Source organism: Salmonella sp. FC25216, assembly GCF_057751355.1.
Genome location: NZ_JBDGON010000002.1, coordinates 377,142 through 400,177, shown reverse-complemented (window position 1 = coordinate 400,177; position 23,036 = coordinate 377,142). Strand labels below are relative to the sequence as shown.

The 23,036-nt window shown below is 48.7% G+C and carries 18 protein-coding genes and 6 pseudogenes; 12 read left to right on the top strand and 12 right to left on the bottom strand.

The genetic code is table 11. The features are described from left to right. Positions 1-9: 9 nt before the first annotated feature. From AC3G3F_RS05325 to pspA, 5 genes are all read right to left on the bottom strand, one after another. Positions 10-1,692: a sugar phosphorylase gene (locus AC3G3F_RS05325; protein ID WP_023246473.1), complete on the bottom strand. Its 1,683-nt coding sequence runs from the start codon at positions 1,690-1,692 to the stop codon at positions 10-12. 190 nt (positions 1,693-1,882) lie between these two features. Then, positions 1,883-2,113 (bottom strand): phage shock protein PspD, encoded by a 231-nt coding sequence (gene pspD, locus AC3G3F_RS05320; RefSeq protein WP_023246474.1) that lies wholly within the window; start codon positions 2,111-2,113, stop codon positions 1,883-1,885. Between the two features lie 22 nt (positions 2,114-2,135). After that, positions 2,136-2,495, bottom strand: coding sequence for an envelope stress response membrane protein PspC (pspC, locus tag AC3G3F_RS05315; protein ID WP_053511146.1), 360 nt, complete (start codon positions 2,493-2,495; stop codon positions 2,136-2,138). Continuing rightward, positions 2,495-2,719 (bottom strand): envelope stress response membrane protein PspB, encoded by a 225-nt coding sequence (gene pspB, locus AC3G3F_RS05310; RefSeq protein WP_023246476.1) that lies wholly within the window; start codon positions 2,717-2,719, stop codon positions 2,495-2,497. Before pspB ends, pspC begins: the two co-directional genes overlap by 1 nt. 59 nt (positions 2,720-2,778) lie before the next feature. Then, on the bottom strand, positions 2,779-3,447 hold the full coding sequence (pspA, locus tag AC3G3F_RS05305; protein WP_000510999.1) for a phage shock protein PspA: 669 nt from the start codon (positions 3,445-3,447) through the stop codon (positions 2,779-2,781). 170 nt (positions 3,448-3,617) lie between these two features. Here pspA and pspF point away from each other — a divergent pair, with 170 nt between their 5' ends. The 3 genes from pspF (at position 3,618) to sapB (ending at position 7,321) form a co-directional block, all read left to right on the top strand. After that, entirely contained in the window at positions 3,618-4,598 is a 981-nt protein-coding gene (pspF, locus tag AC3G3F_RS05300; protein WP_023246477.1) for a phage shock protein operon transcriptional activator, read from the top strand. 111 nt (positions 4,599-4,709) lie between these two features. Further along, on the top strand, positions 4,710-6,359 hold the full coding sequence (sapA, locus tag AC3G3F_RS05295; RefSeq protein WP_023246478.1) for a peptide ABC transporter substrate-binding protein SapA: 1,650 nt from the start codon (positions 4,710-4,712) through the stop codon (positions 6,357-6,359). Continuing rightward, positions 6,356-7,321 (top strand): peptide ABC transporter permease SapB, encoded by a 966-nt coding sequence (gene sapB / locus AC3G3F_RS05290; protein ID WP_023246479.1) that lies wholly within the window; start codon positions 6,356-6,358, stop codon positions 7,319-7,321. Before sapA ends, sapB begins: the two co-directional genes overlap by 4 nt. Before the next feature lie 233 nt (positions 7,322-7,554). Here sapB and AC3G3F_RS05285 read toward each other — a convergent pair. Then, positions 7,555-7,769, bottom strand: a pseudogene (locus AC3G3F_RS05285) (DUF4113 domain-containing protein); the annotation flags it as partial. A 110-nt stretch (positions 7,770-7,879) separates the two neighbouring features. On the opposite strand from AC3G3F_RS05285, the gene AC3G3F_RS05280 reads away from it, so the two are divergent. Then, positions 7,880-8,314 (top strand): hypothetical protein, encoded by a 435-nt coding sequence (locus AC3G3F_RS05280; RefSeq protein WP_164984577.1) that lies wholly within the window; start codon positions 7,880-7,882, stop codon positions 8,312-8,314. A 390-nt stretch (positions 8,315-8,704) separates the two neighbouring features. Continuing rightward, positions 8,705-8,962, top strand: a complete 258-nt coding sequence (locus AC3G3F_RS05275) for a PagK family vesicle-borne virulence factor (protein ID WP_488394584.1) — start codon at positions 8,705-8,707, stop codon at positions 8,960-8,962. Positions 8,963-9,072: 110 nt separating this feature from the next. Here the strand turns inward: AC3G3F_RS05275 and AC3G3F_RS05270 are convergent. The 3 genes and pseudogenes from AC3G3F_RS05270 to AC3G3F_RS05260 form a co-directional block, all read right to left on the bottom strand. Then, a pseudogene (locus AC3G3F_RS05270) lies at positions 9,073-9,643 on the bottom strand (tail fiber assembly protein). A 216-nt stretch (positions 9,644-9,859) separates the two neighbouring features. Further along, positions 9,860-9,958: pseudogene (locus AC3G3F_RS05265) on the bottom strand (hypothetical protein); the annotation flags it as partial. Between the two features lie 111 nt (positions 9,959-10,069). Continuing rightward, a complete protein-coding gene (locus AC3G3F_RS05260) occupies positions 10,070-10,285 on the bottom strand; it encodes a DinI-like family protein (protein ID WP_079796357.1) in 216 nt (71 codons plus the stop codon). 269 nt (positions 10,286-10,554) lie between these two features. Between AC3G3F_RS05260 and AC3G3F_RS05255 the strand changes: the two genes are divergently transcribed. Beyond that, the gene (locus tag AC3G3F_RS05255; protein ID WP_053511134.1) at positions 10,555-11,547 is read left to right on the top strand and encodes a M85 family metallopeptidase; all 993 of its coding nucleotides are present in this window, start codon (positions 10,555-10,557) and stop codon (positions 11,545-11,547) included. Between the two features lie 103 nt (positions 11,548-11,650). Here the strand turns inward: AC3G3F_RS05255 and AC3G3F_RS05250 are convergent. Continuing rightward, positions 11,651-12,683: pseudogene (locus tag AC3G3F_RS05250) on the bottom strand (tyrosine-type recombinase/integrase); the annotation flags it as partial. A gap of 146 nt (positions 12,684-12,829) precedes the next feature. On the opposite strand from AC3G3F_RS05250, the gene sapC reads away from it, so the two are divergent. From sapC to sapF, 3 genes are read left to right on the top strand one after another with little or no spacing between them, the layout of a single operon-like run. Next, complete coding sequence (sapC, locus tag AC3G3F_RS05245) at positions 12,830-13,720, top strand: peptide ABC transporter permease SapC (protein WP_053511132.1); 891 nt, start codon at positions 12,830-12,832, stop codon at positions 13,718-13,720. Continuing rightward, positions 13,720-14,712 carry a peptide ABC transporter ATP-binding protein SapD gene (gene sapD, locus AC3G3F_RS05240; protein ID WP_023246667.1) on the top strand — a complete coding sequence of 331 codons (993 nt, stop codon included), beginning with the start codon at positions 13,720-13,722 and terminating at the stop codon, positions 14,710-14,712. Before sapC ends, sapD begins: the two co-directional genes overlap by 1 nt. Before the next feature lies 1 nt (position 14,713). After that, positions 14,714-15,520: a peptide ABC transporter ATP-binding protein SapF gene (sapF, locus tag AC3G3F_RS05235; RefSeq protein WP_023246668.1), complete on the top strand. Its 807-nt coding sequence runs from the start codon at positions 14,714-14,716 to the stop codon at positions 15,518-15,520. A gap of 15 nt (positions 15,521-15,535) precedes the next feature. Here sapF and AC3G3F_RS05230 read toward each other — a convergent pair whose 3' ends face one another. Next, positions 15,536-16,243, bottom strand: a complete 708-nt coding sequence (locus AC3G3F_RS05230; protein WP_053511130.1) for an EAL domain-containing protein — start codon at positions 16,241-16,243, stop codon at positions 15,536-15,538. Positions 16,244-16,696: 453 nt separating this feature from the next. After that, positions 16,697-18,065: pseudogene (locus tag AC3G3F_RS05225) on the bottom strand (Secreted effector kinase SteC). A gap of 612 nt (positions 18,066-18,677) precedes the next feature. Between AC3G3F_RS05225 and fabI the strand changes: the two are divergent. The 3 genes and pseudogenes from fabI to AC3G3F_RS05210 all read left to right on the top strand — a co-directional run bounded on the left by fabI (position 18,678) and on the right by AC3G3F_RS05210 (position 22,833). Then, the gene (gene fabI, locus AC3G3F_RS05220) at positions 18,678-19,466 is read left to right on the top strand and encodes an enoyl-ACP reductase FabI (RefSeq protein ID WP_023246671.1); all 789 of its coding nucleotides are present in this window, start codon (positions 18,678-18,680) and stop codon (positions 19,464-19,466) included. Between the two features lie 198 nt (positions 19,467-19,664). After that, a pseudogene (locus tag AC3G3F_RS05215) lies at positions 19,665-20,654 on the top strand (carboxymuconolactone decarboxylase family protein); the annotation flags it as partial. 244 nt (positions 20,655-20,898) lie between these two features. Continuing rightward, positions 20,899-22,833 (top strand): exoribonuclease II, encoded by a 1,935-nt coding sequence (locus tag AC3G3F_RS05210; RefSeq protein WP_023246673.1) that lies wholly within the window; start codon positions 20,899-20,901, stop codon positions 22,831-22,833. Positions 22,834-23,036: the final 203 nt, after the last annotated feature.

The following is a 23,036-nucleotide window of genomic DNA, read 5'->3' as shown; positions in this document are numbered from 1 at the left end:
TGTTCCTTGTTATTTTTTTATCCACAGAACCTGCCAGGGGTGTAGCGTTAATACCTCGCCAGTGAGATTCGTTTCGCTAATTAAATCAGTACCGTAAAACTTTTTACTATTAACAGTATTTATGTTATCGCTGACATTAAACAAAGCGACAACAGACTCTCCTGTTTTTGCCACTCGCTCTATTTGCATAACACAAGGTGATAAATTTTTAATGGAAAATTCGCTTTCCGGATGAAACGCTTTATTGTTACGACGAATGGCAATAAGTCTGGATAAGGCATGATAGACGCGGTGTCTTAACGTAGTCTCATCCTTTAATTCGGTTTCAATTTCCGCGCGCTGATATTTCTTTCTATTAATCGCCCGGTTATACCCCAGTTTTTCCACGCCGTCATAATCATTACGGGAACCCAGAATACTTTGTATATATATTGCCGGCACGCCTGGAAAAGAGAGTAAAATAGCATGGGCCAGAATAAACCTGGCGAGGCGTTGATCGTCAGTACTGTCACGATCGCTAAGCGCATCCATATACGTCACGTTTATTTCATAAGGGCTGCGGCTACCATCCGGGTTATTTTTCCAGTTAACTAGCGCGCCTTCTTGCTGTAAGTCCTCTACCAGCTTCAGGATCTCATCTTCCGGCAGAAGACCGCGCAATGGATTAAGCCCGATGCCGTCATGAGACGCCAGGAAATTGAACCAGGTGGTATTTTCCGAAGGTAGGGTCAGGGATTGAGCCCATGAGCACAGCGCCTGGACATCCTGACCGTGGATAGCATGAAGCACCAGCGGCGGCAGGGAAAATTGATAGACCATATGCGCTTCATCCTCGCCGTTCCCCAGGTACGCAATATTGTCTTTATGCGGCACATTGGTCTCGGTGATAATGACCGTGCCCGGCGCGACGGCCTCAGTAATGGCGCGAAATAGCTTAATCAGCAGATGCGTTTGCGGAAGATGAATACAGGAGGTTCCGGGCGATTTCCACATAAACCCTACCGCGTCCAGACGAATATAATCTGCGCCCTTCTCTAAATAAGTCAGCAGTACGTCGACCATCGCCAGCAATACTTCCGGGCAACGATAATTGAGATCAATCTGGTCATCGCTAAAGGTAGTCCATAGATGATGAACAGAATTGTCTTGCAGGGTAAATGGTGTAAGCAGCGGTAAGGCGCGTGGTCGGGTTACCGCGCTAAGATCGGTTAATGGTGCTACGGCAATAAAAAAGTTTTCAAAGCCTGGTGTTTGTCGCAAATAATGGTTAAACCATTCACTTTTGGCCGACATATGATTGCAAACAAAGTCAAACATAAGTTGACTGGTCTGGCTAAGCGCCCTGATATCCTCCCACTCGCCCGTTTCAGGCGCGACCTGATGATAATCTACGACTGAAAAACCGTCATCCGAAGACCACGGATAAAAAGGTAATAAATGGAGATGAGAAAAAATGGTCGCCAGCCATTGTCGATGAAATTGATTAAGCGTTGGCAACGGTTTGGATGTGTCGCTGTGAAATTGATCGGCGTAAGTAATGAGCACCACGTCCCTTTCATCCCAGTGCGCTTTACGCTGCTTTGAAATTAATAACCGTGCTTTTTCGATACGTGAATTCAGAACCTCGTAATGCCGTGGCGTAAATGTTTTTCCATAGACTTCTGACAGGTATTTCTCGATTTTTTGGTTCACTTTCATTTCTCATGGTAGCGGTCCCACAAAACAAAAGACTACTCCGCGAAAAATAAGCTGTCAATCTGGATGATGCGACGAAAAGTCGCTATAAAAGACTTTTGGCAGCCCAAAAATCATATTTGTGAGCTGCCGCAAATTAAGGAGGGATTTGTGATCTAACTGTTACAGCTAATATCTATTCTGGTAATCAGGTACGATTTCCCCTGTAGCGTTTTGCTATTTTAGTGGCCGCACGATTCAATAACGGCTCCAGTGCAAACGCCAGCAACATTTTCAGCGGACGACGGGCAACGGATTTTACCGCCCATCCCGCCACGCCGGCAGGCCCGTAGCGTAGCGCGGTCAACAGAACCAGCTTACCTGCTATTTTGAAGCCGGGCTTCACCTTCTGCCCGGCGCGTTGCCAGCGAGTATTCATCTTCACCCTCCCGATATATGCCTTACAGTTGACGGAAACGACTACGCAATGTGAACGTATCTGACGTTACGTAGCGTTCCATTTCTCGCAAGCGCTTTTCGCCTGCGGCAAGCTCTCTGTCTACGGTATCCAGCAGTTCGCCGCTGGTCGGCGGCGATTCGCCTGCGGCCAGATTATCCGGCATAGGGTCCAGTACAAAAGAAAGGACGATATAGGCCACTACGGTAAAAAAGGCCAGACCAAAGAAAATCGACAACACGACCAGAATACGCACCAGTTTTACCGGTACATCAAGATAGTCGGCGATCCCGGCGCAAACGCCCCGCACCATGCCCTTTTGCGGAATACGCCATAGTTTTTTATTCAGATTGATTCCACCCATTAGCGCTCTCTCCAGTTCGGATGCTCTGCATCAAGAATGTCTTCCAGCGCCTGAATGCGCTCGCGCATACGTTGCGCGTCGTCTGTCAGTTGCAGTAAGCGTTGCTGCTCGCTTTGCGGCAGTTCTCCCCGACCGGCGCGGTTGCTGTAATGCAGCCACAGCCAAATCGGTAACACAAACAACACAAAAATGGTTAACGGGATGGCCAGAAATAGCGCGCTCATGCGTTCTCCTTACACCTAAAGCTGATGAGCGGCGGCGCGTACCGGCGCCGCCATTGTCGTTATTGATTATCTTGCTTCATTTTGGCTTTTAACTGCGCCAACTGCTCGCTGATTTCATCATCGGCTTTCAGGTTGGCAAACTGTTGGTCCAGCGATTGCTGCTTACCAAAATGATGACTTTCCGCTTCCGCTTCCATTTGATCGATACGGCGTTCAAAGGATTCAAACCGCGCCATCGCTTCATCCAGTTTGCCGCTGTCAAGCTGACGACGGACATCGCGGGAAGAACTTGCCGCCTGATGACGCAGCATCAGCGCCTGCTGGCGAGCGCGTGTTTCGCTGAGTTTGTTTTCCAGCTCGCCAATCTCTTTCTTCATGCGCGCCAGCGTGTCATCCACCAGCGTGACTTCCTGTTCAAGCGTAGCAATTAAGTCGGTCAGCTTCTGTTTTTCAATCAATGCGGCACGCGCCAGATCGTCTTTATCTTTGCGCAGAGCCAGTTCCGCTTTTTCCTGCCACTCGGTCTGCTGAGCCGTAGCCTGTTCGATACGACGGGATAACTGTTTCTTTTCCGCTAACGCACGCGCGGAGTTCGAGCGAACCTCAACCAGCGTATCTTCCATCTCCTGAATCATCAGGCGCACCAGCTTCTGCGGATCTTCCGCTTTTTCCAGCAACGCGTTGATATTGGCATTCACGATGTCGGCAAAACGAGAAAAAATACCCATAATTCAATCCTCACATAATGTTCTGATAACGGGCGATGCCCTGCTACGTGATTAATACAATTTGCGTGCCAACTTTTTATGTAATTGATAATAAAGAAATTGTATTGTTTTACCTCGTCAGCAAAAAAGGATAAAGTGGTGAGAAACACTAACATGTGGCGATTTTCATCATGGTTGAATTTAAAGATAACCTGCTCGGCGAGGCAAACCGTTTTCTTGAGGTCCTGGAACAAGTTTCCCGGCTTGCGCCGCTGGATAAGCCAGTTCTGATTATTGGCGAACGCGGTACGGGTAAGGAACTTATCGCCAATCGCCTGCATTATCTCTCTTCACGCTGGCAGGGACCGCTTATCTCGCTTAATTGCGCGGCGCTTAACGAAAACCTGCTGGACTCCGAACTGTTTGGCCATGAAGCGGGCGCTTTTACCGGGGCGCAAAAACGCCATCCTGGTCGCTTTGAACGCGCCGATGGCGGCACGCTGTTTCTGGATGAACTGGCGACAGCGCCGATGCTGGTACAGGAAAAGCTGCTGCGGGTGATTGAATATGGCGAGCTAGAGCGTGTCGGCGGCAGCCAGCCGTTACAGGTTAATGTGCGATTAGTATGCGCCACCAATGCCGATTTACCCGCCATGGTGAAGGAAGGGACATTTCGTGCCGATCTGCTAGACAGGCTGGCTTTTGATGTTGTACAACTGCCGCCGCTGCGCGAACGCCAAAGCGATATCATGCTGATGGCCGAGCATTTTGCTATTCAGATGTGTCGTGAGCTACGTCTGCCCTTATTTCCCGGTTTTACCGATCGGGCAAAAGAAACGTTGTTGCATTACGCCTGGCCGGGTAATGTCCGCGAGCTGAAAAACGTAGTTGAACGTTCAGTGTATCGCCACGGCAGCAGTGAACATCCTTTGGATGAAATTGTTATCGATCCTTTTCAACGCCATCCCGACGAACCGCCCGCGCCCGCCCAGCCAACGGCATCCGCCACGCCCGCCCTGCCGCTCAAGTTGCGTGAGTTTCAACTACAACAGGAAAAAGCGCTGCTGCAACGTAGCTTACAGCAGGCGAAATTTAACCAGAAACGAGCCGCCGATTTACTGGGACTCACCTACCACCAATTTCGCGCCTTGCTTAAAAAGCATCAGCTTTAGCTATTTTTCCTGCTAATTGACGACATTTACGCCAGTTATCCACCGACATTTTTACGTGGCGGGCCGAAGTGCGATACACTTTGCAAATTGAACTTCAAAAACTTAACTATTATGCGCCTGGTTTTATCGTCTCTGATCGTGATCGCGGGTCTACTGAGTAGTCAGGCTACGGCTGCGACTGCGCCCGAACAAACTGCGAGTGCAGATATTCGCGATAGCGGCTTTGTGTATTGTGTCAGCGGGCAGGTCAACACCTTTAATCCGCAAAAAGCGAGCAGCGGCCTCATCGTCGATACCCTTGCCGCCCAGTTATATGACCGCCTGTTGGATGTCGATCCCTATACGTATCGTTTAGTACCAGAGCTGGCAGAAAGCTGGGAAGTGCTGGATAACGGGGCAACGTACCGTTTTCACCTGCGCCGCGACGTCTCCTTTCAAAAAACCGCCTGGTTTACGCCGACCCGAAAACTCAATGCTGATGATGTCGTCTTTACCTTTCAGCGGATTTTCGATCGTCAGCATCCGTGGCATAACATCAACGGCAGTAGCTTCCCCTACTTTGATAGCCTACAGTTCGCCGACAATGTAAAAAGCGTGCGCAAGCTGGACAATAACACCGTTGAGTTTCGCCTGGCGCAGCCAGACGCTTCCTTTTTATGGCATCTGGCCACGCACTACGCTTCCGTCATGTCCGCTGAGTACGCCGCGCAGCTTAGCCGTAAAGATCGTCAGGAACTGCTTGATCGCCAACCGGTCGGCACCGGGCCTTTCCAGCTTTCGGAATACCGTGCCGGGCAGTTTATTCGTCTACAGCGCCACGACGGGTTTTGGCGCGGCAAACCGCTGATGCCGCAAGTGGTGGTGGATTTAGGCTCCGGCGGTACCGGGCGTTTATCGAAATTACTGACCGGCGAATGCGATGTTCTGGCCTGGCCCGCCGCCAGCCAACTGACCATTTTACGCGACGATCCGCGTTTGCGCCTGACGTTGCGCCCGGGGATGAATATCGCCTATCTGGCCTTTAACACCGATAAGCCGCCGTTGAATAATCCTGCAGTGCGCCATGCGCTGGCATTATCGATCAATAACCAGCGCCTGATGCAGTCGATTTATTACGGCACAGCAGAAACAGCAGCCTCTATTTTACCGCGAGCCTCATGGGCTTACGATAACGATGCCAAAATTACGGAGTACAATCCGGAAAAATCGCGCGAACAGCTAAAAGCGCTGGGTATTGAGAATCTTACGCTGCATCTCTGGGTGCCGACCAGCTCTCAGGCCTGGAACCCAAGTCCGCTAAAAACGGCGGAGCTTATCCAGGCGGATATGGCGCAGGTTGGCGTAAAAGTGGTCATCGTGCCGGTTGAAGGTCGTTTTCAGGAGGCGCGCCTGATGGATATGAATCACGATCTGACCTTATCCGGCTGGGCCACGGACAGCAACGATCCGGATAGCTTTTTCAGACCGTTGTTAAGCTGTGCGGCCATCAATTCGCAAACCAATTTCGCCCACTGGTGTAACCCTGAATTTGACAGCGTCCTGCGCAAGGCACTGTCGTCGCAGCAGTTGGCTTCGCGCATAGAAGCGTATGACGAAGCGCAGAATATCCTGGCGAAAGAGCTGCCGATACTACCGCTGGCGTCATCACTACGCTTACAGGCTTACCGCTACGATATTAAAGGACTGGTGTTAAGCCCGTTCGGTAATGCGTCTTTTGCCGGCGTCTCCCGCGAAAAACACGAAGAGGTGAAAAAACCATGATTATCTTCACCCTGCGTCGGTTATTGCTCTTGCTGGTGACGCTATTCTTCCTGACCTTTATCGGCTTTAGCCTGAGCTATTTTACGCCGCACGCGCCGCTACAGGGCGCATCATTATGGAATGCCTGGGTTTTCTGGTTCAACGGTCTGCTGCACTGGGACTTTGGCGTGTCCAGCATTAACGGCCAACTGATCTCCGAACAGCTTAAAGAGGTGTTTCCCGCCACGATGGAACTGTGCATTCTCGCCTTTGGCTTTGCGCTGATGGTTGGCATTCCGGTCGGGATGCTGGCTGGCGTGACGCGTAGCAAATGGCCGGATCGTTTTATCAGCGCGCTGGCGCTATTAGGCTTCTCAATTCCGGTTTTCTGGCTGGCGCTTCTGCTCACACTGTTCTTTTCGCTCACGCTGGGGTGGCTGCCGGTATCCGGGCGATTTGACCTGCTTTATGAAGTTAAACCGGTTACCGGTTTCGCCATTATTGATGCCTGGATTTCAGATTCGCCGTGGCGCGATGAAATGGTGATGAGCGCCATACGACATATGATTTTACCGGTGCTCACGCTTTCCGTCGCGCCGACCACAGAAGTGATCCGCCTGATGCGAATCAGCACTATTGAGGTCTACGATCAGAACTACGTTAAAGCGGCGGCCACGCGCGGCTTGTCGCGCTTTACGATTTTACGCCGTCACGTGTTGCATAATGCGCTGCCGCCGGTCATTCCCCGTCTTGGCCTGCAGTTTTCAACCATGTTGACGCTGGCGATGATTACCGAAATGGTCTTTAGCTGGCCTGGGCTGGGAAGATGGTTAATTCACGCCATTCGTCAGCAGGACTATGCCGCTATTTCCGCCGGCGTGATGGTCATTGGGTCGCTGGTTATTGTGGTCAATGTGATTTCCGATATTTTGGGTGCTATGGCTAACCCTCTGAAACATAAGGAATGGTATGCCTTGCGATAGCAGCTACAGAAATAATAAAAAACAATATTAAATCAATATGTTGTGATTTCATTTTTGTGGAAAATTTGTTTTGTAGCACACAAATATATACACATTGTTTTCTACTTTCTCCGGCAGTCCATGTTTCGATGACGATTGCCGGAGATTTACCTTCTCTATCAGCGTCTCTGGGTTACACTTCGTGATGCCTGCAGAAAATGTGAAAAATCAGGGAGCAGATTTAATTAAACCTGTCATTTAACCTGAAGTAGGTCTTCATAGCGGGTGCGAGGCGAAAGCATTTCTCGCTTCATAGCCCACTGTTGCGGTATCCCCTGCCCGGCGAAGTACAGCGTCCCCTTCCAGGATGGCCCAGCACTTCCATCAGCTTCTCGCTACCGGCGCGCGGCGCGTTATCATCGAAAAGGTTGAGTTGCGCTACGCCCTGGCTGAAGAAGTCACCCAGCAGGTTTTCCCTATCATGGTGGCCATCTTATTCTACTACCTTTTAAAGATTCAGCTTTTTACCCCATTCACAACATGTTTATAGTGACTATCGTGGTCGTCCAGGCACATTTGTTGAGTGAGGTTATAATGCCTTTTTATGTAGGTTCAAGCTGTTTTCCTGCTTGCATAAGCAAGCAAAAAATTACTGATATACTCAATTCGGATATTCCCCTTAAGATGAGCTTATGGGATAGGATTAAAGAGTTTTTCTTTACCACTCATCAGGCTGAAGCACAGGATTGCCTTTACCGGATCTGCCATCCATCTGCTGGAACGACGCCAGATGATGTGAGGAAACTGTTTGAACGTCTTAAGGAATTAGCCCACCCGGGCTATGCGGATAATATTCAGAGTCATCGGTATGGAGGGAAGAGTTTCTGTATCATGGACAAAAATGGCGATGAACTTCTGTCGGTAAGTTTTGCAGATGATTATACTGTTACAACAGGAACCAGGGGGGCATTCTTTGCTGACGGTACTACACGCATTTATCCTTTACATCCTTAGTTTCCTTTTCAGTGAGGGGGACTGTAAATAACTGGCGAAAAATCCACATTCAGCCTGCCGTAATGAAACATCACTGCCACTTTGAACTGTTCCCTGTATACCCTTTTCTTATCAAAGTAATTATTCAGGCCACCGCCAACATATCGCACCGGCCTGAGCTGTCAAAATAATTCAATTCATAGATGATTGCCAGGTTTTTGCGGCCAGTCAGGATTTGAAGAGCATATGAACTCACTCTCATATGAATTAATTTATATAGAAATTAAAATATAGCATTGCTTATCATTTTTATTTAAAGTAAATATTTTCTAAATGGTTTTTATTTACTAACCAGATTGTAATGAATAACGTTTAATATCTGTAATAAAGGATGCGGTAACAATAAGGATAATGATTCGCTACTTAACAGGTGATATTATGAAATACGTTAAGAATATATTTTTAATCCTGGTCTTTGCATTGTCGGCTACGGCTTTTTCGACATCTGCGATGGCTGCCAGTAACCCTCCCCCAGATCACAAACCGGGCGGACTAGACATAGGCAGCGTTGTTCTCCCTCCTCCACCGGATTGGTGTAAAAATTATCCACCGGATAAAATGAGACCACCTGAGTTAGGAAAATCTGTCAGTGGAATAAATAATTTTTAGCTGGCTGACATAACCATACTTTTCTGGTTATGTCAGCTCAAACACCACGGAATTATAATCTCTGTCTACGTTTCTATCTGCCGCTGTGGTAGAGACTAATCCCACCAATCTTAATGGCTGATTGGCACCTCCGGCCAGTCAGGGGCAGATGTATCCATCCGGTTTACCAGCACCCTATATTTTTCCCATTCGTCGAGCCGCGCTTTCTCATCATCTGTTGCGATTCCAAGATCAACTGCATCCTGCAATGGCGCGATTTTTTCAGATACCATTTGCAAAAGACGGCTTTTGGTCCCTTCAACTTCACGAAGTCTGGCCGCTGTTTCCGCAGCTTCATCCTTTACCCACGCCTTACCATCCCATTTCTGGTATTCACCGCCTGGTGAAACTGATGTGACGTTTTCAGGTGGCGGGCCGGGTTCTGAAATATAAATCGGGTTGCCGGTTTGCGTGTCCACCGTTTCGTCGCGGTGGTCCTCATGTAGACTCCACGTTTTGATTTCAGCGTCAAATACCGCAATATGACTGGCGGGAATATCAGGAGGGGCTATAAGGACAATTTGCCGGTAATCCAGTGCGCGGCGGGATATATGCATCACCTGCGCCAATAAATTCGTTTGTATCTGAACGCAGATTATAAATTTTAATTATCTGTGTGGTATCACTCATTTTAAGCGTCATTTTTTATTCCGGATAAATATTCTGTATTCAGGTATACAGTATGATCATGCGAACCGACATGCAGTGTATTAGTGTGTGAGCCATCCCAATACTTGTTACTGCTGTCTGCATTAGCTGATTTTACGCAATATGTCCTGTACTCTCCACAACCGATATATTCCGTTCTGGAATACGGACAGTCAGTCTGTGATGAAAAATATGTCTTTATGTTTTCAGTCATGCCAGCCTCACAATATAATTAAACGCGATATTCTTCACTGTGGTTTCCGCATTACCGTTTGCGTCCACGGTAACTACGTGTCCGTGTGGACCGATCCCCCCTCCTGAGCGACACACGGACGCGCTTAAAAAATTGTCGGCAGCAGCATCAAAGGGATACGCAAATTGCGGTATTCTGAAAAATGCATGCCAGTATTAAGCGCAATGTTAATAAAACCAGTCGTCAGCGCTTTCCCACGTTTCCTGCAGAATGCTCTGTATACGTTTTTTATCGCCATCAGCAGCACCGACGATACTCAGACCATCCTGACTGCCTAGACGGATGGTTAAATTCTGGAGACAAGTCATTAATTCTTTTTCAAGTACAGGAACAGCACCTTCCGCAAGCTGTTTTGTCCGGCTGATAACAAGCTCAATTCTCATAATTCCCTCTACATTTAATTACTGTATATAAATACAGCATCTCTGTTAGAAAGAATATTCAAGAAGTGGATAGCACTTTTTGCCAAAGCTAGTATGTTGTTTCATATCAGATTTTAGGCTGGGAAACCCGTCGCAGCGGACTCGAGTTTCTGAGTTGTGATATTCACACCTAAGGTATGGTAGAAATAACCATGGCTCTTTTTACGCCATATCAACACTACGAATAAGATGGCAAACCTGAAATGTACAAAACCATATAGAGTCTTAGCATGAAAATTTCATCTCCTACGCCTTGTTTAAACTTTGCTCCACAGAAAGAATATTCTGCTGCCGTTGTTCCGCATCCTTCAAAGAATGCCTATGCGGATTACGTTTTGGAGACAGGTAAGCGAATACCGTTTTCCGCCGCAGATTTAAGCAACCTCTACCAAAGTGTCATTTACGCTGTCCACAGCAGTCGTAGCAGGCTCATCGATCAGCACACGGCCGATATGATCGGTAACACTGTACTTGATGCCTTAAGCCGATCACAGACCTTTCGTGATGCCGTCATCTATGGCATCCATAATAAGGAAGTGCAACTTGGCTGCATTACATACAGAAACGAATACGAGATCAACGAAGATTCCCCCGTCGGGGTTGATTCTATTCACTTACTGACGCATAGCGAATTGTATGAATACGAGGTTGGTCAAGAGCCAATTTTGCCTATTTGCGAGGCGAGAAAAGATGAACACGAGGAAGCCTATATCAGTTTTAGTGTGGCGCCAGACAGTGACTCGTGCGAGATGCCGTCATGGCAGGAAGGACTGATTCACGAGATCATTCATCATGTTACTGGAGCCGGCGATCCATTAGAAGATGGTAATATTGAGCCAGGACCCACTGAAATTCTGGCACGTCGTGTAGCACAAGAATTGGGATGGTTAATCCCTGAGTTCACAGGGTATGCTTCCCCGGATCGTGTAGCTCATCTTAGGACGCGCGATCTTAATACCCTTCGCCAAACGGCAACACGGCACGAAGATAATGAGGTAGCTTTTTTCGAAAGGCTGGATGTGATTAGCGATGGATACGAGGCAAGCGCTGATTTCACAGAGTATCCTGTTATGTCTGACATGGTGAAAGAGCTGAACAAACCACATGATTTTCCCGGGTTAGTTATCAATGATAATACAATGGATGCAGACCCAGACCAGATCCAACTTTATCATGGTCAACCTTATATTTTCACCTTCGTAGACAAACATAATCAGCGCTGACATACCTTTACAGCTATAATCACTACGCATCCATTTTTACAGATAGTGTAGTGGTCTCCATCAAGTTCATCCTCAATTTTCTCGATGAATTTATTATTGCGAATCTTCGAAGGTCATGGAGCGACCATGTTTTCATGCCAGCTTTGGCTATAATCTGGGCAGAAAAGAGAGCAACATTTGGTTGAAGTGGTGGTCTATCATCCTCTGGCCCCTTATGGCGTGACAGCGTAACAACATGCTTTGACACTGCTGTTCCTTTTATAGACTCCATCATCTTAACTACAGCGTCAGGTAAGGCCCTTCTGACTGATTTTTCAGTTTTATAATCACTGGCCGGAATGGGTCCATGTTTTATCCTGAAAATCAAACCACTCCCACTTCGCCGTTCTGATTTCCGTACTCCTGCAACCAGTAAGGATAAGGAACCTCATTATCAATTGCTGCCGGTCTTTCATTTCTGACAGCGCATTCCAAACCGCCTTACTTTCCTCATCGCTCAATTTGCGATCTTTAACTGCTGCAGTAAGCCCCACGCCTGAGTGCCTCAGGTTCTCAATAGGGTTTACATTAATTACTCCTCTATTAGAACAGAAGCGGAATGTACGCTGCATTGATCCAAGCATTTGCCCGGTAACGCCCCTTCTCCCCATTCCATCAAAAAGACTAAGCCAGTGAGCCTTGGTTGTCTGATCTACAATCATATTCCCGAGTACGGGGTTGATATGATTGTCAAAATCCCGGCGATTAACCTTGATTTTTACCAGGCTTTCAGGGATGCCGTAATACTACTCCCAGTCGTCATATGCTTCTTTTACGGTTAACGCTTCTGTTTTCTTCTTCTCCAGTACCACCTGGCGACGAGGATCGAGTCCCTCAGTTAACCATGATCTAAACTGCTGCCGGCGTTCCCTGCCATGAGATAGTGATATGGTTGGATAATCGCCAATCGTCAGTTAAGCCGCTTTCCCGTTCCATCTGTATCGGTAAAAGAATGTTATACTGCCGGATGTAGAGAGCCTGACATTTAGACCATGAGCGTCTGAGATGACCTTGATTTGGTCTCTTTTTTTGCCAAGAGCCTTTCTTAATTTTGTATCGGTAAGCAATGTGTACACTCCCTGAGAGGATATACACATCAGCGTACACATTTTGCGTAAATTGATAACCTTCAAATTAATGCAACATACACAAAATTAAAACACCAACGGTCGATAACAAATTGATACTGCTTGAAAATTTAAAAAGACATAAAGCATGGTAAACAAAAATAAAACGAGTAAATATGCCTTACGATAGCGTATACAGCGAAAAGCGCCCGCCAGGCACCCTGCGCACTGCCTGGCGCACATTTTATAGCGACGCGCCTGCGATGGTGGGCCTGTATGGGTGTGCCGGTCTGGCGTTGCTGTGTATTTTTGGCGGTTGGATCGCGCCCTATGGCATTGATCAGCAATTTCTGGGCTATCAGCTACTGCCGCCCTCCTGGTCACGCTATGGCGAAGTCTCCTTTTTTCTGGGGACTGACGATCTGGGGCGCGATGTGCTGAGCCGCCTGTTAAGCGGCGCGGCGCCCACGGTCGGCGGCGCGTTTATCGTAACGCTGGCGGCTACGCTATGTGGATTAGTCCTCGGCGTAGTAGCAGGCGCGACGCACGGTTTACGCTCTGCCGTACTGAACCATATTCTGGACACGCTGCTTTCCATCCCTTCGCTCTTGCTGGCGATTATCGTCGTGGCATTTGCCGGCCCACATCTGTCACACGCGATGTTTGCCGTCTGGCTGGCCCTGTTGCCGCGAATGGTACGTTCCGTCTACAGCATGGTGCATGACGAACTGGAAAAAGAGTACGTCATTGCCGCCCGTCTGGATGGCGCGACAACACTGAATATTCTGTGGTTCGCCATTTTACCGAATATTACCGCCGGTCTGGTCACCGAAATTACCCGGGCACTATCGATGGCGATTCTGGACATCGCCGCGCTGGGATTTTTAGATCTCGGCGCGCAGCTTCCCTCTCCCGAATGGGGCGCCATGTTGGGGGATGCGCTGGAGCTAATCTATGTCGCGCCGTGGACCGTTATGCTACCCGGTGCGGCGATAACGCTCAGTGTTTTACTGGTGAACCTGCTCGGAGATGGGATTCGTCGTGCGATTATTGCGGGGGTGGAATAATGCCGTTACTGGATATCCGCAATCTCACCATTGAATTTAAAACCAGCGAAGGTTGGGTAAAAGCGGTCGATCGCGTCAGTATGACATTAAGCGAAGGCGAAATTCGCGGCCTGGTAGGTGAATCGGGTTCCGGGAAGAGCTTGATTGCTAAAGCTATTTGCGGCGTCGCGAAAGACAACTGGCGAGTCACTGCCGACCGTATGCGTTTTGATGATATCGATCTGCTGCGCCTCTCCTCTCGTGAACGGCGTAAGCTGGTCGGGCATAACGTGTCGATGATCTTCCAGGAGCCGCAGTCGTGCCTTGATCCTTCTGAACGCGTCGGTCGCCAGTTAATGCAAAATATTCCCGCCTGGACCTATAAAGGCCGCTGGTGGCAGCGTTTAGGCTGGCGTAAACGGCGCGCAATTGAATTACTGCACCGGGTGGGGATTAAAGATCATAAAGATGCGATGCGCAGTTTTCCCTATGAACTGACCGATGGCGAGTGTCAGAAAGTCATGATCGCTATCGCGCTGGCGAATCAGCCGCGACTACTGATCGCTGATGAACCAACCAACTCAATGGAACCGACGACACAGGCGCAAATTTTTCGCCTGCTGACCCGACTGAATCAAAACAGTAATACCACCATTCTGTTGATTAGCCACGACCTGCAAATGCTGAGTCAGTGGGCTGACAAAATCAACGTCTTATACTGTGGCCAGACAGTAGAAACGGCGCTAAGTAAAGATTTGGTGACGACGCCACACCATCCTTATACGCAGGCGCTTATCCGCGCGATTCCGGATTTTGGCAGCGCGATGCCGCATAAAAGCCGTCTGAATACGCTGCCGGGTGCGATCCCGCTACTGGAGCAGTTACCGATAGGTTGTCGTCTGGGGCCGCGCTGCCCTTACGCGCAACGAGAATGCATTATCACGCCACGCTTGACCGGCGCGAAAAATCATCTCTATGCCTGTCATTTTCCGCTGAATATGGAGAGAGAGTGAGATGGTGGAAACTCTGCTTGAAGTCCGCAACCTGAGTAAAACCTTTCGCTACCGGACAGGATGGTTTCGTCGCCAGACCGTCGAGGCAGTAAAACCACTGAGTTTTACGCTTCGCGAGCGCCAGACACTGGCCATTATCGGCGAAAACGGTTCCGGCAAATCCACACTGGCGAAAATGCTGGCCGGCATGGTTGAACCTACCAATGGCGAGCTTTTTATTGACGATCATCCCCTGCATTACGGCGACTATTCGTTTCGAAGCCAACGTATTCGAATGATTTTTCAGGACCCCTCAACCTCACTGAATCCACGTCAACGCATCTCACAGATTCTTGACTTCCCACTGCGCCTTAATACCGATCTGGAGCCGGAACAGCGGCGCAAACAGATTGTCGAGACGATGCGTATGGTAGGGCTATTGCCCGATCACGTTAGCTATTACCCGCATATGCTGGCGCCGGGGCAAAAACAACGTCTGGGCCTGGCCCGCGCGCTGATTTTACGTCCTAAGGTCATTATTGCGGACGAAGCGCTGGCTTCTCTTGATATGTCCATGCGTTCGCAGCTCATCAATCTGATGCTGGAATTGCAGGAAAAACAGGGCATCTCCTATATCTATGTCACGCAGCATATCGGCATGATGAAACATATTAGCGATCAGGTATTAGTGATGCATCAGGGCGAAGTGGTTGAACGCGGCAGCACCGCAGATGTGCTCGCCTCTCCGCTACATGAGCTTACCCGTCGTTTAATTTCGGGCCATTTCGGCGAGGCGCTGACTGCTGACGCATGGCGAAAGGATCGCTAACCCAAACCAATACCCTCAGATCGACTCTCTGAGGGTGTTCACGCGACTGCCCAACAGTAGTGTTTCAACCTCTTCTAACGCAACGGAAGGAAACAACGTGCCCTGGATTGCCCAAACGCCTGCCGTTTTTAACGTCGGAAAATAGCGTGAGTCTTCCAGACCGTCCACAACAATTTTGTCACAATAGCTCCGGATATGTTTGACAAGCAGTGGAAACGTCGTTTTTTCGATTTGTGAGGCGAAAAAACTACGATCAAGTTTTACGCCGCTAAAACACCCGCAAACTAATGGTGCCGCGGTCGCGTTCCCTGCGCCCAGGTCGCCCAGCCATAATGGGTTAGGTTGCTTATGAAGCATGTTAATCCAGGGTTCGACTGAGGCGTTATCTTGACATGAAAAATGTTCTGCGACCTGCAGCCCCATAAATAGCATGGCGTGTAGTAACGCGCGAATGTCTTTGTCCTGAAGGACAAGCTTCGCCATATCCCGATCGATATTGATGGTACAAAACAAGCCGTGGCGTAGAAACCAGCGACGTTTGCCAGCGATAGTCCGCAGTAGATCGAGCAGAAAATAACGCTTCTGCGTATTGTCCCATGACGAAATAACAAACTCAGGGTGCAGCGGACGAGAGAGCGACGATGCAAAACGAGTGATAATTTCAACGCCCAGTAAATCCCCTTCCATTCCCCTTATCGGTTCTGCAATGAAAAAATAGCGCATATGACCACTCCACTTGCTCTTAACTCCCTGATAATGCGCTTTTAACGCAAATCAATCAATAAAAACGATCAATATATAAAAAATGATCGAAAAAAACAATATATGTTAACTTGATGATAACATGTAAATTTTATGTTTTGAGAATGTTCTTGTATTGCTATAAATAGATTCACACACTACGCAAGCAGCGCTTATGTGAAAGCATGAGAAAATTCGGCAGGCCGAATTCTTCTTGTCTGGCAGATGGGGAAATTAAGGCGAGTCAATGTTATTGCGCAATAGCGAGGCATTTCGCCAGGTATGGCAGCGTTGCGTTGCCATACCAACGTGTAGCATGTCTGCTTCACTCTGTCCGGGCTCCTCAGACGGCCCTTCAATGAATAGCAATACGCAATAGTTGATCGGTAAATTTGTCGTGAATGAGCTCTCGGCGACTCGCAGAAAAGAACTGAACTAAATGCTATTCTTTAATTCATCTTTTAATACGTTAGCAACAAGAGTCCCTCCTCAGGCGAGGCTAGTTTAAAACGTCTTCCTGGCGCGTTTTCTCTCCGATTAATTCATTAATATCCGTAATAAGTGAACTATAATATTCAATATCTTCAGCATTTCCTTCGGTCTCGGCCTGCTTTAATTTTACCATGTGACGGGCCTTAATTTGTTCTTCCAGTTGCGCTGTTGCAAGAGAAACTCTCCGCTGATGCCGGAATTCTTTTGAAGGCACGATCTGATCACCATCTACAAAGAAAAGCCCCCCTTCTTTAACCAGAATATTACCAAAAACGTTCATATCATGCATATAAACACCTCTGGATTCAAGAAGCGCCTCAGCCCTATTATAGTTCTCGTCATCTTCAATATCGAACTCCTGACCCTGAATGTATTTTGAAACTAAAACCATGACATCTTTGCCATTAATATTCATGGTAGCGGACCGAGAAAAATTCTTATCGTCATTGGCTATGTTCAAATACTTACTAACACGCTCAGGATGACAATTACAATGCTCTGGAGAGGTAAAGTCGATTTTTACCCCCTGTTCGTTAATTGGAACCTTAATAACATATTCACCATTTAATAAATAAACTGTCCCATAGCTTCCGCTACCTATTTTATTTTTTTCAATATCAGACATGCAAATCTTTTTCTTAAACTCTTGCGAGGTAATAAACACCTCTATCGGCGCTGGTTGTTGGGAATCCACCTGATCAATAGCGCCGCGATCATCGCCTGACGCCCCAGGCAGCGTTGACAAGTACTCTATCAAACGTTGCTCAAAAGCGTCATAGCGCCCATTCCCACCTGCTTCGCTCAGCGTCAGGCTATCATTACCCAAAGCAGCAAGCGTAATCTCACCCGTATTGTAATTAAACATCGCTTCTTTTAAAAAACCGAGACAACGCTCAGAACACTCTGTCTCGGAAATTAATATCCCATCGTAATATAATTTTAACAGTGACATGTTTTCTTGATGTGCTAATACTTCTACAGTGTATTTATCTATTGTTTCAGGTCTGGAGGCATCAATAAGTTTAACATATCCGAGAAGGGGTCGCCATCGTGTACAGTCTTCATCTCGTGTTGAAAATGGTCTTGGCGAGAAAGGTCCCTTAATATCGGGATGCTCTTTATTTTGGCACAAAAGATTGTATATTTCTTTATACTCAGAAATTAAACTGCGATTGGTGAATATATTCCTGAAAAAATCTATAAATCGCTCACATGTTGAAAAAATGTATTCTCTTTTATTATCAACAATATCTCTCAGATGGCTTTCCGATATATGACAGCTATGATTTCCAATATGAAATATAAACTGCATACATGTCGTCCTCTAAGAGATCATTATGATATACATACAAACATATAAAAACCATATTTGTAACTACTGTAATCACCTGATTTTCAAAAATTCTCATATACAGCATTCATACTGTTACCAACAAATGAAGCAATCACTCAATATCAAAAAAAGAAATTATTTTGGTTAAGAACTCGATTATTAAAGTTACAAATCTATTATAACATCATCCATAGATGGGGTATTAAAGTGGGACGATAATACAGATAAATATTCAGGCTTCCGACATTACCGTTATTTGTCTGGTGTAAGGCACGTCGCTGTAACACTTACTGTCCGTCCCGGTGCCTCTGGTTGGATGAGGCGAACCTTACACTAGCTGGTATACTGCACCTTAGCGTCTATCACATTAGGCTCTTAATACGCCGTTTTCCTTCTGGTGACTTACCGTGCTGTTTCAGAACACCGCCTGCCGGGCTCGCTTCAGTGATAGCGGCGGAAAAATAGCGTGACACACAGGGCCGGGAGTGGGATATAATTTCAGGCTAATTTCGAATAATTTTGAAATGCTGCTTTTAACTTACTGATATTAAAAGCAAAAAAAAACAAGCAATGACTATAAGGATTAAAGCTATGGGTTTTCTTTCCGGTAAGCGCATTCTGGTCACTGGCGTGGCCAGTAAACTGTCCATCGCCTACGGTATCGCGCAGGCGATGCACCGCGAAGGAGCTGAACTGGCGTTCACCTACCAGAACGACAAACTGAAAGGCCGCGTGGAGGAGTTTGCTGCCCAACTGGGTTCCAGCATCGTTTTACCGTGTGACGTCGCTGAAGACGCCAGCATTGACGCTATGTTTGCGGAGCTGAGTCACGTTTGGCCGAAATTTGACGGTTTCGTACACTCAATCGGTTTCGCGCCTGGCGACCAACTGGACGGCGATTATGTTAATGCGGTTACCCGCGAAGGCTTTAAAATCGCTCACGATATTAGCTCTTACAGCTTTGTTGCCATGGCGAAAGCCTGCCGCGCCATGCTGAATCCGGGGTCTGCGTTGTTGACCTTGTCTTATCTGGGGGCGGAACGCGCCATCCCGAACTACAACGTCATGGGTCTGGCGAAAGCCTCTCTGGAAGCCAACGTGCGTTACATGGCAAATGCAATGGGACCAGAAGGCGTTCGCGTCAACGCCATCTCTGCGGGTCCAATCCGCACGCTGGCAGCATCCGGCATTAAAGATTTCCGTAAAATGCTGGCGCATTGTGAAGCCGTTACGCCAATTCGTCGCACCGTTACCATTGAAGATGTGGGTAACTCAGCAGCGTTCCTGTGCTCCGATCTCTCTGCAGGCATTTCTGGCGAAGTCGTTCATGTTGACGGCGGATTCAGCATTGCGGCAATGAATGAGCTGGAACTGAAGTAAGCGCATTAAGTCTATTAGCGGGCGGCATGGCTGTGCTGCCCCATTTCTCGACACACCGCTCATCCCGCTATATAGCGTTCTGATATTTGTTATCACCTAACAATCTTTCACCCCTTTCCCGCATACGGCAGGATAAGCCAGCATAAACGATCCGACGCCGAATCATTATCGATGGCCATTTCATCCTCGGGAAAACCTATGGAACAATGCCGAAAAGCGGGTAAAAGCCACTGGTATCATGAAACACAATCCAGTATGTCGTCACAAACCACGCTTCCGCTGATGCCGGAAGCCGCGTATGTTAACGATCGTTTTTTACTCGATTTAGCGATATCTGAAACAGCGTTGGTGCCCTTTAAGTCATGGTTAAATCCAGCTCGCCAACTGGCGAATATCTTATTTCCTCCCACAGTTATCAACGATCGGCTTCATACGTTTAGCGCCTATGAACGTATGAGTACCGCGCTGACCGCCGCTCAGGTTTTTGGGGTGCAGCGTTTATGCCGTCATTATGCCGCACGTCTGGCGCCGCTGCCTGGACCTGACGCTTCAAGAGAGAGCAATCAACGGCTGGCGCAAATTACGCAATATGCCCGTCAGCTTGCCGGCTCCCCCTCCATTATCAATACGCGTGCCCGTGAACAGCTTGCAGAGGTGGGATTAACCGCCTGGGATACCGTACTCATCAATCAGATCATTGGGTTTATCGGTTTTCAGGCGCGGGTATCGGCGGTATTCCAGGCGTTTTGCCGTCTGCCCGTACGCGAGCTGCCCGGCCTGGAGATGCAGCGCTTTGCCGGAGCCGTGCCGTTTCAAACCCCCCAGGCGACATGGCGGCCCGCCGCCAGTCTGGTAGAATATCCCGCTGCCCACGCCAAAGTTCGCCGACAATATTCGCCTTCACAATGCCAAATGCTGGCACCGGTACTCCTGCGCGATCCGTCTTCATTCGCGTTACTCGAACGCATACTGACCAGCACAATACGCACAGCTTCACCCCCCTCTTTACTTCCACTTATTACGCTCCTCACATCACGTATCAACGGCAGCGCCTCCTGCTTTAATGAACAGGCGACCCAACCTGGCGCGTGGCGCCGCGCAGTAGTTACGTTACGCCTGGAAGAAGACGATATCGCACGTTGGGAACGACAACATTCAGTTGAGCCCGCACTGACACAGGCGATACAATGGCTCACCAGAGCGCCCGATCGTTTTAGCGCCGTGCATTTTTCCCCGCTACTTAATAGGGGGGGCTCATCGGAACAGGTTATTAATATGTTAGGCTGGTGCAGCGTGTGCGGATGGTTAAATCGTTTAAAAATCGCGTTGGGCGAAACCCATTAACCCATCCATTACTGAAAGAGCGCTTGCTGCGCCAGGCAGAATCGCGTAAAACTGTCAGCCGCTCTTTTGGCTACGAAAATAGACGAATATGTTTCAGGACAACCCGCTGCTAGCGCAGCTTAAACAGCAACTGCATTCCCAGACGCCGCGCGCTGAAGGGGTCGTAAAAGCCACGGAAAAAGGCTTTGGCTTCCTCGAGGTTGACGCGCAAAAAAGCTATTTCATTCCTCCGCCGCAGATGAAAAAAGTGATGCATGGCGATCGCATCGTCGCGGTCATCCACACAGAAAAAGAACGTGAGTCTGCCGAGCCGGAAGAACTGATCGAACCGTTCCTGACGCGTTTTGTGGGAAAAGTTCAGGGTAAAAATGACCGTCTATCCATCGTGCCGGATCATCCGTTGCTGAAAGACGCGATTCCCTGCCGCGCCGCGCGCGGCGTTCAGCATGAGTTCAAAGAAGGTGACTGGGCGGTTGCCGAAATGCGCCGCCATCCGCTTAAAGGTGACCGTTCGTTTTACGCCGATTTAACGCAGTACATCACCTTTGCCGACGATCACTTTGTTCCCTGGTGGGTTACGCTTGCCCGCCACAACCTGGAAAAAGAAGCGCCAAATGGCGTAACGACGGAAATGCTTGACGAAGGGTTGGAGCGTCAGGATCTGACCGCGCTGAATTTCGTTACTATCGATAGCGCCAGCACCGAGGATATGGATGATGCGCTTTATGCCGAGGAATTGGCGGACGGCAGACTTCAGTTAACGGTGGCTATCGCCGATCCTACCGCCTGGATTGCCGAAGGTAGTAAGCTGGATAACGCAGCGAAAATTCGCGCCTTCACCAACTACCTACCGGGCTTCAATATTCCTATGCTGCCGCGTGAGCTGTCTGACGATCTGTGCTCGCTGCGCGCCAACGAAGTGCGCCCGGCGCTCGCCTGTCGCATGATCATCGCCGCGGACGGCGCCATTGACGATGATATCGCCTTTTTTGCGGCCACGATCGAGTCGAAGGCCAAGCTGGCGTACGACAATGTCTCCGACTGGCTGGAAAATAGCGGCACCTGGCAGCCGGATAACGAAGGCATTGCCCAGCAGATTCGCCTGTTGCACCGTATTTGTCTGAGCCGCGGTGAGTGGCGTCATCATCATGCGTTAGTCTTTAAAGATCGTCCGGATTACCGCTTTGTGCTTGGCGAAAAAGGCGAAGTATTGGATATTGTGGCGGAACCGCGCCGTATCGCTAACCGTATCGTAGAAGAGTCGATGATTGCCGCCAACCTTTGCGCCGCGCGCGTACTGCGCGATAAGCTTGGTTTTGGTATTTACAACGTACATACGGGCTTCGATCCCGCTAATGCCGACGCTCTGGCCGCGCTGCTGAAAACGCATGGTCTACATATCGATGCCGAAGAGGTGCTGACTCTGGAAGGCTTCTGTAAACTGCGTCGCGAACTGGATGCGCAGTCCTCCGGTTTCCTCGACAGCCGCATTCGGCGCTTCCAGTCTTTTGCGGAAATCAGCACCGAACCGGGGCCGCATTTCGGTCTCGGTCTTGAGGCTTACGCCACCTGGACCTCTCCTATCCGTAAGTATGGCGACATGATTAACCATCGTCTGCTGAAAGCGGTCATCAAGGGTGAGACCATTGCGCGCCCACAGGAAGACATCACCCAGCAAATGGCGGAACGCCGCCGCCTGAACCGTATGGCGGAGCGCGATGTCGGCGACTGGTTATATGCGCGCTTCCTTAACGATAAGGCGGGTACGGATACCCGTTTCGCGGCAGAAATTATTGACGTCAGCCGCGGTGGTATGCGTGTGCGACTGGTCGATAACGGCGCTGTCGCCTTTATCCCTGCCCCGTTCCTGCACGCCGTCCGCGATGAACTGGTGTGCAGCCAGGAAAACGGTACGGTACAGATTAAAGGTGAGACGGTTTATAAAGTGACGGATGTTATTGATGTCACCATTGCCGAGGTTCGCATGGAAACACGTAGCATTATTGCCCGACCGGCAGCGTAACTACGCATAGCGTTCTCAACGGCCTTTGCCTTTTCAGCAAAGGCCGTTTTCTTTCCCTCTTATCCCCTCCGGCACGCTCGGCGTTTAATCTTATCCAGGTGCCCCATTTCTTGTTATTTTTAGCTGGCGACTATGCTTTTTCCAGAATCTGGATTACATATGAATATATAAATAAAACAATACGTTCAGCCATAATTAACCTT

Coding starts and splice junctions, on each gene's coding strand:
- pspD (WP_023246474.1), bottom strand. CDS start 2,113: ATGAATACTCGCTGGCAACGCGCCGGGCAGAAGGTGAAGCCCGGCTTC.
- pspC (WP_053511146.1), bottom strand. CDS start 2,495: ATGGGTGGAATCAATCTGAATAAAAAACTATGGCGTATTCCGCAAAAG.
- pspB (WP_023246476.1), bottom strand. CDS start 2,719: ATGAGCGCGCTATTTCTGGCCATCCCGTTAACCATTTTTGTGTTGTTT.
- pspA (WP_000510999.1), bottom strand. CDS start 3,447: ATGGGTATTTTTTCTCGTTTTGCCGACATCGTGAATGCCAATATCAAC.
- pspF (WP_023246477.1), top strand. CDS start 3,618: ATGGTTGAATTTAAAGATAACCTGCTCGGCGAGGCAAACCGTTTTCTT.
- sapA (WP_023246478.1), top strand. CDS start 4,710: ATGCGCCTGGTTTTATCGTCTCTGATCGTGATCGCGGGTCTACTGAGT.
- sapB (WP_023246479.1), top strand. CDS start 6,356: ATGATTATCTTCACCCTGCGTCGGTTATTGCTCTTGCTGGTGACGCTA.
- AC3G3F_RS05275 (WP_488394584.1), top strand. CDS start 8,705: ATGATTCGCTACTTAACAGGTGATATTATGAAATACGTTAAGAATATA.
- AC3G3F_RS05260 (WP_079796357.1), bottom strand. CDS start 10,285: ATGAGAATTGAGCTTGTTATCAGCCGGACAAAACAGCTTGCGGAAGGT.
- AC3G3F_RS05255 (WP_053511134.1), top strand. CDS start 10,555: ATGAAAATTTCATCTCCTACGCCTTGTTTAAACTTTGCTCCACAGAAA.
- sapC (WP_053511132.1), top strand. CDS start 12,830: ATGCCTTACGATAGCGTATACAGCGAAAAGCGCCCGCCAGGCACCCTG.
- sapD (WP_023246667.1), top strand. CDS start 13,720: ATGCCGTTACTGGATATCCGCAATCTCACCATTGAATTTAAAACCAGC.
- sapF (WP_023246668.1), top strand. CDS start 14,714: ATGGTGGAAACTCTGCTTGAAGTCCGCAACCTGAGTAAAACCTTTCGC.
- AC3G3F_RS05230 (WP_053511130.1), bottom strand. CDS start 16,243: ATGCGCTATTTTTTCATTGCAGAACCGATAAGGGGAATGGAAGGGGAT.
- fabI (WP_023246671.1), top strand. CDS start 18,678: ATGGGTTTTCTTTCCGGTAAGCGCATTCTGGTCACTGGCGTGGCCAGT.
- AC3G3F_RS05210 (WP_023246673.1), top strand. CDS start 20,899: ATGTTTCAGGACAACCCGCTGCTAGCGCAGCTTAAACAGCAACTGCAT.